12 protein-coding genes and 1 pseudogene are annotated in these 12184 nt (G+C 62.4%); 7 read left to right on the top strand and 6 right to left on the bottom strand.

Annotation, left to right across the window (positions count from 1 at the left end; all coding sequences use genetic code 11):
* The 3 genes from NKI63_RS15580 to NKI63_RS15590 form a co-directional block, all read right to left on the bottom strand.
* Positions 1–1182 (bottom strand): MFS transporter, encoded by a 1182-nt coding sequence (locus NKI63_RS15580; RefSeq protein WP_254820371.1) that lies wholly within the window; start codon positions 1180–1182, stop codon positions 1–3.
* 128 nt (positions 1183–1310) lie between these two features.
* The gene (locus NKI63_RS15585) at positions 1311–1520 is read right to left on the bottom strand and encodes a DUF2061 domain-containing protein (protein WP_023678301.1); all 210 of its coding nucleotides are present in this window, start codon (positions 1518–1520) and stop codon (positions 1311–1313) included.
* A gap of 135 nt (positions 1521–1655) precedes the next feature.
* The gene (locus tag NKI63_RS15590) at positions 1656–3320 is read right to left on the bottom strand and encodes a Na/Pi cotransporter family protein (RefSeq protein ID WP_352506762.1); all 1665 of its coding nucleotides are present in this window, start codon (positions 3318–3320) and stop codon (positions 1656–1658) included.
* Positions 3321–3698: 378 nt separating this feature from the next.
* Here NKI63_RS15590 and NKI63_RS15595 point away from each other — a divergent pair.
* From NKI63_RS15595 to NKI63_RS15615, 5 genes and pseudogenes are all read left to right on the top strand, one after another.
* Positions 3699–4081: pseudogene (locus NKI63_RS15595) on the top strand (RcnB family protein).
* A 156-nt stretch (positions 4082–4237) separates the two neighbouring features.
* Positions 4238–6199, top strand: a complete 1962-nt coding sequence (gene dnaG, locus NKI63_RS15600; RefSeq protein ID WP_352822167.1) for a DNA primase — start codon at positions 4238–4240, stop codon at positions 6197–6199.
* A gap of 374 nt (positions 6200–6573) precedes the next feature.
* Positions 6574–8595 carry an RNA polymerase sigma factor RpoD gene (rpoD, locus tag NKI63_RS15605; RefSeq protein WP_023678297.1) on the top strand — a complete coding sequence of 674 codons (2022 nt, stop codon included), beginning with the start codon at positions 6574–6576 and terminating at the stop codon, positions 8593–8595.
* A gap of 207 nt (positions 8596–8802) precedes the next feature.
* Complete coding sequence (locus tag NKI63_RS15610; RefSeq protein ID WP_352450720.1) at positions 8803–9096, top strand: GYD domain-containing protein; 294 nt, start codon at positions 8803–8805, stop codon at positions 9094–9096.
* 107 nt (positions 9097–9203) lie between these two features.
* Positions 9204–9584, top strand: coding sequence for a thiol-disulfide oxidoreductase DCC family protein (locus tag NKI63_RS15615; protein WP_352506765.1), 381 nt, complete (start codon positions 9204–9206; stop codon positions 9582–9584).
* Between the two features lie 45 nt (positions 9585–9629).
* On the opposite strand, the gene NKI63_RS15620 is transcribed toward NKI63_RS15615, so the two are convergent.
* Positions 9630–9770, bottom strand: a complete 141-nt coding sequence (locus tag NKI63_RS15620) for a hypothetical protein (protein WP_352506766.1) — start codon at positions 9768–9770, stop codon at positions 9630–9632.
* A 225-nt stretch (positions 9771–9995) separates the two neighbouring features.
* Here NKI63_RS15620 and NKI63_RS15625 point away from each other — a divergent pair, with 225 nt between their 5' ends.
* Together NKI63_RS15625 and NKI63_RS15630 are read left to right on the top strand one after the other, a co-directional pair.
* Positions 9996–10676 (top strand): PadR family transcriptional regulator, encoded by a 681-nt coding sequence (locus tag NKI63_RS15625; RefSeq protein WP_352506767.1) that lies wholly within the window; start codon positions 9996–9998, stop codon positions 10674–10676.
* 114 nt (positions 10677–10790) lie between these two features.
* The gene (locus NKI63_RS15630; protein ID WP_023678291.1) at positions 10791–11081 is read left to right on the top strand and encodes an HlyU family transcriptional regulator; all 291 of its coding nucleotides are present in this window, start codon (positions 10791–10793) and stop codon (positions 11079–11081) included.
* Between the two features lie 5 nt (positions 11082–11086).
* Here the strand turns inward: NKI63_RS15630 and NKI63_RS15635 are convergent, their stop codons facing one another.
* Entirely contained in the window at positions 11087–11308 is a 222-nt protein-coding gene (locus NKI63_RS15635) for a hypothetical protein (protein WP_352704224.1), read from the bottom strand.
* Positions 11309–11474: 166 nt separating this feature from the next.
* Positions 11475–12119: an FMN-dependent NADH-azoreductase gene (locus NKI63_RS15640; protein ID WP_254820355.1), complete on the bottom strand. Its 645-nt coding sequence runs from the start codon at positions 12117–12119 to the stop codon at positions 11475–11477.
* Positions 12120–12184: the final 65 nt, after the last annotated feature.

Raw genomic sequence — 12184 nt, forward strand, 5'->3', positions numbered from 1 at the left:
CTATTCGGCGGCAGCCGGCAGCGGCGGCGCAGCCCGGCTTCGCCATTCCCAGACATGCGAGGCAAGCGCAACCGCGACCGCGACCAGCATGGCGACCGCGCCAACCACCGGCAGGCTGCGATAGCCATAGCCGGCATTGAGCATGGCCGCGCCGAGCGATGCGGCGAGCGCGATGCCGACATTGAAGCCCGACGGAATGAGCGACGAGGCAAGATTGGAGGCATCCGCGGTCCAGGTCAGTATCCGGGTCTGGATCGGCGTGCCGATGGCGAAGTTGAGGCCGCCCCAGACGAAGATCGCTATCACCATCGGCAGTGGGTAAGAACTGACGGCATAGATCAAGGCGAGCATCACCGCCTGCAGGAAAAGCATGGCGATGAGCGACGGCATCAGCTTCCAGTCGGCGAGCCGCCCGCCGACGAAGACGCCGATCGTTGCGCCGACCCCGTTCAGCAAGAGCACCCAAGGTATCCATTTCTCGTCGAGGCCTGTGACCTCAAGCAGCGTCGGCGTGATATAGGTGAACAGGCCGAACTGGCCGATCATCAGCATCAGCATGATAATGAGCGAGGTCCAGACCTGCTGACGTGCGAGCACGCGGACCTCGCTTCCAAGGCTCACTGACGGGCTCGACGATCCCGTCTTGCGCGGCAGCAGGGCGCCGATTGCCGCGAAGGCCACCACACCGAGCGCGCACATCACCCAGAATGTTGCACGCCATCCCCAGATGTTGCCGATTGCCGTGCCGGCCGGAACGCCGATGACGTTCGATACGGTGAGGCCGGACAGGATCAGCGCCACCGCCATGCCGCGCTGGTCTTCGCGCACGAGGCCGACGGCCACCACCATGGCAACGCCGAAATAGGCGCCATGCGCCACGGCCACCGCTATCCGCAACAGCAGCATCGAGGCGAAGTCGGGCGCCAGCGCGCAGGCGGCCTGGCCGATGGTGAAGGCTGCAGTCAGTCCAAGCAGCAGGGCCTTGCGGGAGAACCTTTTGGTGGCGAGCGCCAGCAGCGGGCCGCCGACTGCAATGCCGCCGGCATAGCCGGAAACGAGATAGCCGGCGGTCGGAATCGCGACGCCAAGGCCATCCGCCACCTGCGGCAGCACGCCGGCGATGACGAATTCGGTGGTGCCGAAGGCGAAGGCAGCTATGAACAGGGCAATGAGGGGCAGCATGGCGCGAAGGAGATCCTCGGACAAGCTGGCCTCAAACCACGGATGAGGGCGGCGGGCAATCCAGAAATTGGCGACGCCGCTTTAGCTTTTCTTGATCGCCGGTCTGGCGCCCGCCGCGGAGGCAAGAGCTAGGCGGCTGCCTTCCTCCCGTAAGGAATTTTCAGCCACGCCCGTTCGTGAAGATAATAGAGCAGCGACTTGGTGACGACCTCGGTCAGGCCGATGGCCGCGGCGAGCTTGATGCTTCCGGTCACGACGAGCGAGATGATCATTGTGTCGATGGTGCCGGTGACGCGCCAGGAAAGCGCCTTGGCGAAACTGCGAGAATGGGTGTCCATCGACTTTCCTCCCGGTAGATATGGGACGATCCTTTAGCCGACAGACGGGAAAACGCGCAAAGATAATTTTTGCGCATTGGCCCACAGCAATTTTCATAGGCGATGTTCTGAAGCTACCTGGCCTGTGGACGCAATCTATCCAGCCTTCAGCCGTGAACCGGTGAGCAGACCGCGCTCCTCAAGCACGGGATAGGCCATCGAGGCGAGCAGCGAGTTGATCTGCTTGAGGTCCCGAATGGTGTCGAGATGGATGGAACTGGTCTCGACACTCTTGGCGGTGCCGTCGCGCAGCCGCACGAAATGGCTCTGGCTGGTTTCCTTCTCGCGGTCGCGCAGCCGGTCCTTTTCCAGCACCAACTGGCGAGCGGTCTCCGGATCGCGAGACACCAGCACGTTGAAGGCAAGCCTGGCATTGGCAAGCACCAAGGCATGGAAGGCGCAAAGCTCACGCCATCCTTCCGGCGTGAACTCCAGCCCGCGCTCGAATTTCTTCTTCACGTGGACCAGCATGTTGCGCACGATGATGTCGCCGACCTGCTCCAGCTTGACGCAGGCGCCGATCAGCTCCTGGCAACGCAGGGCCTCGTCCTCGCTCAGCGGGTTCTTGGTGACCCTGGCCAGATAGAGCTTGATCGCCGCGTGCTTTCTGTCGACACGGTCGTCGAGTGCGGCCAGCGCGCCAATCTTGTCGGCATCGGCGCTCTCATAGAGCTCGATGATCCGTTTCAGCATGATCTCGACCGTTTCGCAGACCCGCACCACCTCGCGGGTGGCGTTGGCTAATGCCTGGCTCGGCACGTCGAGCGCACTTTCGTTGAGCGCGGAAAGCTCAACGACGTCGAGCGCGTCGGCGGGCTGCGGCTTGGTGCCCAGCGCCACGATCTTTTCCGAGGCGCGATAGACCAGGCGCGCCAGCGGCACGCCGGCGATCAGGATCAAGATGTTGAAGGCGATGTGGGCATTGACGATCTGCTCGGGCACGGTGCTGCCCAAGAAGGCGACCCGCGGCTTGAACGTCAGGAACAGGATCAGCATGATCAGCGAACCCATACCGCGCATCAGGAGATTCCCGATCGGCACGATGCGAACGCCGGGCTCTGCGTTGCGGGTTAGAAGCGGCGCGATGATCGAAGAGCCGAGATTGACGCCGAGCACCAGCACGATGCCGAGTTCGGGCGGGATGAAACCGCGACCGGCGAGCGTCACCATCAGCAGCACCGCGGCGATCGAGGAATGGAACAGCCAGGTGACCAACGCCGCCAGAAGATAGGCGGTGACCGGATCGCCGGAGAAGTAATCGACGATGAGCGGCATCAGCGTGCTCTGGCGCAGCGGCTCCGACGCCTGGCCGATCATCTCCAGCGACAGAAGCAGCAGGCCGATGCCGACCAGGATGCGGCCGAACTGGCGCCAGTCGCGCCGCTCTGTGGCCATGAACATGACCGTGCCGGCGACCAGGCAGACCGGCACCAGCAGCGACAGATCGAAGGTAAGCAGCTTGACCACCAGCGCCGAGCCGATCTCGGCACCGCGCACCGCAAGCTGGCCCGACATGCCGCTGACAATACCGGAGCCGGCGAATGAGCCGACCAGCAAGGTGACGGCGGTCGAGCTTTGCAGTGCGACAGCCAGGCCGCAGCCGGCCAGAACCGCCATGAAGGGATTGCGCATGGTGGCGCGCAGTTTGTGGCGCAGCACATCGCCGTAGGCGCGCTCGACGCCGGTCTTCACCAGACGGGTGGCAAACAGCATCAGTGCCACCGCACCGGCAAGGTGCAGCAAAACGACCGAGCCACTCATGCCAGGCCCCGCAACGCCACAGGCGCCGGCGACGCGGGCGCGGTGAAGTCGAAGGGGCAAAAGCGGGCGCGAATCGTGGACATTGCAGAGGTCGATATTACTCCGATTTATTTTAGCCGAATAATAAATTTTGCCCGGTTCGGACGCCTGTTGGCACGCGACGGGGCGTGTCGGAAATGGATGGCTGACAAAATGGTTGCATAGCCTGCGAGGTTGCGGAGGGTCATGCGTCCATTCTCGGACGGTCGCTTTAAAGGTATCGCTGAATTAGTCGTGCTAAATATAGGAAATCATTACGAAAACGTAATCTATGCATTCAGTTTCGGTTCATCCTTCCGGCTCTATTCCGGAGGCATCGACAACCAAGGAGTACCCGCCATGAAACGTATCGTTCTTTCCGCCATTGCCTTCTCGATGCTGGCTGCAACCGCCTTGCAGGGCCAGGCTGCACCACTGAACACACCAAACGCGCCGCAGTCGAACTACAGCCAGGTCGACTGGCAGAAGCCCGGCAGGCATGTGAACAAGCATGTCGACGTGAACAAGCGCGTCATAGTGAAGAAGAAGATCGTCGTGAGACGCAGCCATTGGCGCAACGGCCAGAGATATTCGAGCTGGAAGCGTCATCAGCCGATTCGCGATTATCGCCACTATGGCCTGCGCCGTCCGGGTCCGGTCAGGAATGGATCCGGGTCGGTAACGACTATCTGCTGGTCAGCGTTCTCTCCGGCCTGATCTTCGGTGCCATCGCCGCGCAGTGAGCGCGGAACGGCTGACCGGCGCTGCGCCGGTTTAGATCAAGAAGGCGGTCCGCGGGCCGCCTTCTCTTTTTGACCTGTGAAAACCGGGTATGGTCGCCATTACGAGTCGTCGAGCTTCGCCCGTGTGATTATATGAAGGCCAAACGAGCTGTCCCCATGCGCTTTCCGCCTGCTTTCCTCGACGAGATACGCGACCGCGTACCGATTTCTTCGGTGATCGGCCAGCGCGTCGCGTGGGACAGGAAGAAGACCAACGCGCCGCGTGGCGATTATTGGGCGTGCTGTCCGTTCCATGGCGAGAAGAGCCCGTCCTTCCATTGCGAGGACAAGAAGGGCCGTTATCACTGTTTCGGCTGCTCGGTTTCGGGCGACCATTTCAAGTTTTTGACCGAACTCGATGGGATAAGCTTTCCCGAGGCCGTCGAGAAGATCGCCGACATGGCCGGCGTGCCGATGCCGGTTCGCGATCCCGATGAGGAACGGCGCGAAAAGGAACGCGCCAGCCTGACCGATGTCATGGAGATGGCGACGGTGTTCTTCCAGGAACGGCTGCAGGGACCGGAAGGGGCAAAGGCCCGCGCCTACCTGCGCGACCGGGGGCTGACACCGGCGACGCAGCAGTCTTTCCGCCTCGGCTATGCCCCCGACAGCCGCAACGCGCTGAAGGAGCACCTTGCCGCCAAGGGTGTCCCCAAGGCCGACATCGAGGCGTGCGGGCTGGTGCGACATGGCGACGACGTGCCGGTTTCCTATGATTGGTTTCGCGACCGCATCATGTTCCCGATCCCGGATTCCAGGGGCAAGATCATCGCCTTCGGCGGGCGGGCACTGGCGCCGGATGCGCTGGCCAAATACATGAACTCGCCCGATACGGAGCTCTTCCACAAGGGCAACGTGCTCTACAATTTCGCCCGTGCGCGCCAAGCGCTCGGAAAGGGAGCGCTGGCCAAGGGCGGCACGGTCATTGCCGTAGAGGGCTACATGGATGTGATCGCGCTGGCGCAGGCCGGCTTCGAGAACGTGGTGGCGCCGCTCGGCACCGCATTGACTGAAAACCAGCTCGAACTTCTGTGGCGCATGGCTGGCGAGCCGGTGCTGTGCTTCGACGGCGACCAGGCCGGGCTGAAGGCAGCATGGCGCGCCGCCGACATGGCGCTGCCGGCGGTCCAGGCGGGCCGCTCCGTGCGCTTCGCCCTGCTGCCGGAGGGCAAGGATCCCGACGATCTGGTCAAGGGGGACGGACCGGATGCGTTCCGCGCCGTGCTTTCCGAGGCGCGGCCGCTGGCCGACCTCTTGTGGATGCGCGAGACCGCCGGTGGCATCTTCGATACGCCGGAGCGGCGGGCGGAGCTCGAAAAGACGCTGCGCGAACTGACCAGCCGCATCCGCGACGAGAGCCTTCGCTATCACTACCAACAGGAAATGCGCGAGCGCGTGCAGAGCTTCTTCGGTGCCCAGCGCGGACGCCAGGGACGTCAGGACGGACGGCCCGGTGAGCGCTTCCCGGGCAGGGTCTCAGCACCTGGCGGACAGTTTGCACGTGGCGGCGGTGCGGGTGGGCGCACCGCGATCACCGAAAGCCTCGGCCGCTCGGCGCTAGTCAAACGCGGCGGCGAGGGCATGTCGGTGCGCGAGGCGACGATCATTGCGGCCCTCGTCAACCATCCCGTGCTGATCGACGAGAATTTCGCCCATGTCGAGTTCCTCGATCTCGCCAATTCCGATCTGAAGCGGCTGCATGTGGCCATCCTCGACGCCATGGCGCACGATATGGCCAACAACCGCGAGGCTGTAATCGCGACGATCGAGCGGGCCGGCTGCGGTGAGATCTGGCAGCGCGCGGTGGCGCTGATCAAACGTGCGCGGCAATGGCCGGCGCTGGAAACGGCAGCACTCGACGATGCTCGTGATGCGTTCAGCCAAGCTCTCCACTTGCAGCGCAGCGCGCGCACCTTACATAAGGAGCTGAAGCAGGCGGAAGCAGCGCTCGCCAGCGATCCTACGGACGAAAATTACCGGCACCTGGTCGAAATCCAGGCGCAATTTCGTGATGTGCAGGCAACGGAAGCGCTGATCGAAGGGTTTGGCGTATCGTCGGGCAGAGCTGGGCGCGTTTAGATCGAAGCCTCCAGAAGACTGAAATGTAAGGACGTGCTTGCGCGTTGAATCGAGCGTGCGGTGCTCTAAGTCGGGTAATTGATTCGCTTTTTTCATGCGAATCATGCGAGAGGCGCTTGACCTTCCGGCAGAATGGCGGAATCAGGTCGATTCGAAACGTTAACCCGCCCCGGCATCGACGGGAATGCAGCGATGTAAGGTACTGATCACTGGACAGGCAGTCTGCTTGCCACAGATATCAGGGTTAATCTGGACTTAACGAGAGATGCAGTTACTGGCCCGGTAAAGCGCGTTCTGGAAGGAGCGCATCCAATTTGACCGGACCGGCAGCTTACGCGGCTTTGATACTCAGCCGCTTGGAGAAAATAAAGACTATGGCGACAAAGGAAAAGGAAGAAGTCGAGACCGAACGCGAGGCCGCGACCGATGGCCCTCTGCTCGACCTTTCCGACGATGCTGTCAAGAAGATGATCAAGGCCGCCAAGAAGCGCGGCTATGTCACCATGGACGAGCTGAATTCGGTGCTGCCCTCGGAGGAAGTGACCTCCGAGCAGATCGAGGACACGATGGCCATGCTTTCCGACATGGGCATCAACGTGGTCGAGGACGACGAGCAGGGCGAGGAGCCCGAAGCCGCCGATACCGCCGCTGACGCCGAGGAAGACGCGAACGAACTCGCCGAGCAGACCGGCACCGCCGTCGCCGCCACCACGACCAAGAAAGAGCCGACCGACCGCACCGACGATCCGGTCCGCATGTATCTGCGCGAGATGGGCTCAGTCGAGCTTCTGTCGCGCGAGGGCGAAATCGCGATCGCCAAGCGCATCGAGGCCGGCCGCGAGACGATGATCGCGGGCCTGTGCGAAAGCCCGCTGACCTTCCAGGCCATCATCATCTGGCGTGACGAGCTCAACGAATCGAAGATCCTGCTGCGCGAGATCATCGACCTCGAGGCGACCTATGCCGGGCCGGAGGCCAAGCAGGCGCCGGTTGTCGAGCGTATCGAGGAAGCCAAGACCGAGGAAAAGTCGCGCCGTTCGCGCGAGGACGAGGACGACATCACCAATGTCGGCGGCGACACCCGTGGCCTGGTGGACGATGACGAGGAAGACGATGACGAGGCGAGCCTGTCGCTTGCGGCGATGGAAGCGGAACTGCGCCCGCAGGTGATGGAGACGCTCGACGTCATTGCCGACACCTACAAGAAACTGCGCAAGCTGCAGGACCAGCAGGTCGAGAACCGGCTGGCTGCCGCCGGCACGCTGTCGCCCAGTCAGGACCGCCGGCTGAAGGAATTGAAGGACCAACTGATCAAGGCGGTGAAGTCGCTGTCCTTGAACACGGCGCGCATCGAGGCGCTGGTCGAGCAGCTCTACGACATCAACAAGCGCCTGGTGCAGAACGAAGGCAAGCTGCTCAGGCTGGCCGAAAGTTATGGTGTGCGCCGCGAGGAATTCCTCAAGGAATATCAGGGCTCGGAGCTCGATCCGAACTGGACCCGCTCGATCGGCAATTTGACTTCGCGCGGCTGGAAGGAATTCACCAAGAACGAGAAGGACGCCATCCGCGACCTGCGCGCCGAGATCCAGAACCTCGCCACCGAGACGGCGATTTCGATCCAGGAATTCCGCAAGATCGTCAACCAGGTGCAGAAGGGCGAGCGCGAAGCCGCGATCGCCAAGAAGGAAATGGTCGAGGCCAATCTGCGCCTCGTCATCTCCATCGCCAAGAAATACACCAATCGCGGCCTGCAGTTCCTCGATCTGATCCAGGAAGGCAATATCGGCCTGATGAAGGCGGTCGACAAATTCGAATACCGCCGCGGCTACAAGTTCTCGACCTACGCGACGTGGTGGATCCGGCAGGCGATCACCCGTTCGATCGCCGACCAGGCGCGCACTATCCGCATTCCGGTGCACATGATCGAAACGATCAACAAAATCGTGCGCACCTCGCGCCAGATGCTGCATGAGATCGGCCGTGAGCCGACGCCGGAAGAACTGGCGGAAAAGCTCGCCATGCCGCTGGAAAAAGTGCGCAAGGTGCTGAAGATCGCCAAGGAGCCGATCTCGCTCGAAACGCCGGTCGGCGACGAGGAGGATTCGCATCTGGGCGACTTCATCGAGGACAAGATGGCGATCCTGCCGATTGACGCGGCGATCCAGGCCAATTTGCGCGAGACGACGACGCGTGTATTGGCCTCGCTGACGCCGCGCGAAGAGCGCGTGCTCAGAATGCGCTTCGGCATCGGCATGAACACCGACCACACGCTTGAAGAGGTCGGCCAGCAATTCTCGGTCACCCGCGAGCGCATCCGCCAGATCGAAGCCAAGGCGCTGCGCAAGCTCAAACACCCGAGCCGGTCGCGCAAGCTGCGGAGCTTCCTCGACAGCTGAGGCCGGGTGACGGATAAGCAGTTTCAAGGGCGCCGGTGGCGCCCTTTTCCGTTTGGGCACATGCGATCACGTTTGAACGCGCCGCTCTTGCGGGTCGTGCCCTACGAGAGGATAATTCCGCGACGGACGCATTCTCTGGGCGACAAACCCGGATGCCCGCCCCGGCGGTTGGACGCCGTGCTCCGTGGCACCGGAGGGAGGTGTGCCATGACAACTTACATCGTGCTGATCAACTGGACGGAGCAAGGCGCCAAAAACGTGCGCGAATCGCCGAAGCGGCTCGATGCCGCCAAGAAGCTGCTGGGAGACATGGGCGGGTCCTTCAAGGCATTTTATCTTACCATGGGGGATTGCGACATGGTGGCCGTGCTCGAAGCGCCCGACGATGCCGTCCTGGCTCGTTTCTCGCTGATGCTGGCGACGGCCGGAAACGTCAGGACGCGGACACTCAAGGCTTTCCCGGAGGATGCCTATCGCGAGATCATCACCTCGCTCGGGTAAGTTGCGCTCCAGGCCTAGCCGGCCATTCCGCGGCTGTCGTGTTGCGTTGCGGCGCAATGGCGTTTGCCGGATAGTCGGTGCGCGTCCCTCTGGTGCCGTCTCGAAACATGAGCAAGCCTCTGCTGACCGTCTGGTATAATACGCGCTGTCCGGTCTGTGATGCCGGCATCAGCCGGCAGAAGCGGCGGCTGGTCGAGGCGGTCAAGGCCGGGCGGATCGAATTTCGCGACATCAATGCCGAACCGACGGCGTTGGCCCGCTACGGCATCAGGCTGGAGGATATCCGGCGTCGGCTGCATGCGACCGACGCCGGTGGCAAATTGCTGGTCGGCGCCGATGTTGCAGTTGCGGTGTGGCTGATAACGCCGGGCGAGGGCTGGTTGGCGACGCTGTTCGGCAATCCCGCCGCACTGCCGTTGACGCGCTATGCCTATGATCGTTTCGCCGATCTGCTCTATGCCTGGAACCGGCGCAAAGGCCGCTGGTAACAGGTATCCATTCCTCCCGCACCGAGCGTTTCGCATGCCCCGCTATCAAGCCGCGGGGTCGCGAAGCCAGCCAACGATGCGGCGCACCGCAGGCAGCACCAGCAGCAGCGTCGGAGGCAGCTTTCTGCGCGAGGTTTTCACATTCGTCTGGGATTTCGCCGAAGCATCCGGTTCGTCGCCTTGCATCCATTCGCCGGTCTTCGGCGTAACTGGAACGGGGGTGGATGCGTTGCTTCACGTTAGACGCCTGGGGAGTGGCCTTCGGCCCCTCGCGCGCTTCCTGACCGCCCTTGCCGGCGAAAACCAATCCTGCTGGCGCTATCTTCAGATACATCGTAAGATATATCTTGACTCCGCCGCTGTGAATACGTAGTTGAGATATATCTTAAGACATAACTTAAGGAGCAAACAATGCACAAAGACAATCATTTCGGGCGTCATCGTTTTGGCGAACACGCCGAGCGCGTTTTCATGCATATGGCCGGCAAGTTCGGCGGACGCGGCGGCGGCTTCGGCCCGTTTGGGCATGGCATGAGAGGCGGACGCGGCGGGCCGGGCGACATGTTCCGCGCCGGGCGCATGCTGGCCGACGGCGACCTCAAGCTGATCACGCTGTCGCTTCTGGCCGAGGCGCCGCGGCACGGCTACGACATCATCAAGGCGCTGGAGGAGCGCACCAGCGGCTTCTACAGCCCGAGCCCCGGCGTGGTCTACCCGACGCTGACCTTCCTGGAAGAGGCCGGCTACGCCGTTTCTGCGGCGGACGGCAACAAGAAGGTGTTTTCAATCACCGAGGCTGGGCAGGCGCACCTCAACGAAAATCGCGAGATGATCGACCACGTGCTCGAACATCTCGAGCGCTTCGGCCGCAAGATGGCAAAGGCGCGCGACTGGTTCGGCTGGAACGATGACGGCGACGGTGGCCGGCGCGGCCGCGGCCGCTCGGAAAAGCGCGACGAGTTTCGCGCCGTGCGCCACCGGCTGCGCGCCGCGCTCGGCGAAATCGTCGATGCGCCTGAAGCAAAGCAGGCCGAGGCAATCAGCATATTGGAAGCTGCCGCAGAGGCCTTGGAAGCGTTGTCGCGCGACTGACCTCTGAGTGCCAAGCCAGTTGCGGCCCTTGCCCGCTCGGCCAAGGACCGGTACTGAAAATCATCCTGCACCGCGCTATGTGGTGCAGGATGATTGCCGTTGGAGGATACCCCCATGTCTTTTCTGAAGCGTCTTTTCGGCGGAGGCAACGAAGCCGCCGAGCCAAAGACAGCGGCGCCGGCAAAGCAGATCGAGCACAAGGGATTTTTAATCAGCGCCACGCCCTACAAGGCGGAGGGCCAGTACCAGACCTGCGGCGTGGTTTCGAAGGAGATCGACGGCGTGATGAAGGAGCACAAATTCATCCGCGCCGACCGCTTTGCCGGGCTTGACGACGCTGTCGACATCTCGATCAAAAAGGGCATCCAACTGGTCGACGAGCAAGGCGAAAAGATCTTCGGGTAGATCGGCTACGACAGCCTTGGGTCGATTGGCCCGCTTTCCAACGCCAGCACGGCGAAGACACACTCGTGAACCCGGCGTAGCGGCTGCTTGGCGACAAATCGCGTCAGTGCTTCGTGACCGAGCGCGAACTCCCGGAGCGTCAGGCTGCGCTTGCCGGCCAGGCCGCGTTCTCGGAGGCGGACGAGATTGTCGGGCGCGTCATATTCGGGACCATAGATGATGGGCAATATTCCGGGCCGCGGACCTTCAGCGCCGGCTGGATGAGCCCCTTCTTGCCACGGCTGACGAATAACCAATGGCAGTTGTGTGGCCCACCACAATAGGTTGTCGCCAACGAAAACAAGGGCAGGCGCCGGGCGCCTGCCCTTGTACAATTCAGATTATGCTGACGCTTTACGCCGCGGTGGCGACGCGCTCGGCATTGCCGGTCGCGGCCACAATGGCGTCGACCTTGGCCGAGGCCTTGGCCAGCGCTGCTGCTACCGCATCGGCGCCCATCCCGACTCCTTCGATGCGGATGACCTCGACATCGTTCATGCCGAGAAAGCCGAGTACGCTGCGCAGGTAGGGAATGGCGTGATCGAACTGCACGGCCGCACCTTCGGAATAGATGCCGCCCGAAGCCAGTACGATATAGACCTTCTTGCCGGTGACGAGGCCCTTGGGGCCGTTCTCGCCATAAGCAAAGCTCTTGCCGGAACGGGCAATGTGATCGACCCAGGACTTCAGCGTCGAGGAGATGTTGAAGTTGATGAAGCCGGTGGCGAGAATGACGGTGTCGGCCGCAAACAGCTCGTCCAGTACCGTGTCGGAAACGCCGACGACCTCAGCCTGGCGCTGGCTGCGCGCTTCGACCGGCATATATATGCCGGTCGAATAGTCGGGGTCGATATGCGGCAGCGGGTTGGCTACGAGGTCGCGGGCGACAAGCCTGGCCGAGGGATTGGCGGCAAGCAGCTTCTCGGCGAGTTCGGTGGCGATGCGGGTCGAGTGCGAGGCGGCGCCGCGTGGGCTGGATGTGACAAGAAGGATCGACATGATGGGTCTCCAGGGTTGGACTTAAAATCTCCCGGCAAATATGTGTGCGCAGACCCATTTGAAAA

Source organism: Mesorhizobium sp. M0410 (assembly GCF_040321435.1).
In the GTDB taxonomy this organism is placed as follows: Bacteria; Pseudomonadota; Alphaproteobacteria; order Rhizobiales; family Rhizobiaceae; genus Mesorhizobium.

Bases quoted from the DNA above. Each gene is read 5' to 3' on its own strand.
- NKI63_RS15580 (WP_254820371.1), bottom strand. From the start codon at position 1,182: ATGCTGCCCCTCATTGCCCTGTTCATAGCTGCCTTCGCCTTCGGCACC.
- NKI63_RS15585 (WP_023678301.1), bottom strand. From the start codon at position 1,520: ATGGACACCCATTCTCGCAGTTTCGCCAAGGCGCTTTCCTGGCGCGTC.
- NKI63_RS15590 (WP_352506762.1), bottom strand. From the start codon at position 3,320: ATGAGTGGCTCGGTCGTTTTGCTGCACCTTGCCGGTGCGGTGGCACTG.
- dnaG (WP_352822167.1), top strand. From the start codon at position 4,238: ATGCGCTTTCCGCCTGCTTTCCTCGACGAGATACGCGACCGCGTACCG.
- rpoD (WP_023678297.1), top strand. From the start codon at position 6,574: ATGGCGACAAAGGAAAAGGAAGAAGTCGAGACCGAACGCGAGGCCGCG.
- NKI63_RS15610 (WP_352450720.1), top strand. From the start codon at position 8,803: ATGACAACTTACATCGTGCTGATCAACTGGACGGAGCAAGGCGCCAAA.
- NKI63_RS15615 (WP_352506765.1), top strand. From the start codon at position 9,204: ATGAGCAAGCCTCTGCTGACCGTCTGGTATAATACGCGCTGTCCGGTC.
- NKI63_RS15620 (WP_352506766.1), bottom strand. From the start codon at position 9,770: ATGCAAGGCGACGAACCGGATGCTTCGGCGAAATCCCAGACGAATGTG.
- NKI63_RS15625 (WP_352506767.1), top strand. From the start codon at position 9,996: ATGCACAAAGACAATCATTTCGGGCGTCATCGTTTTGGCGAACACGCC.
- NKI63_RS15630 (WP_023678291.1), top strand. From the start codon at position 10,791: ATGTCTTTTCTGAAGCGTCTTTTCGGCGGAGGCAACGAAGCCGCCGAG.
- NKI63_RS15640 (WP_254820355.1), bottom strand. From the start codon at position 12,119: ATGTCGATCCTTCTTGTCACATCCAGCCCACGCGGCGCCGCCTCGCAC.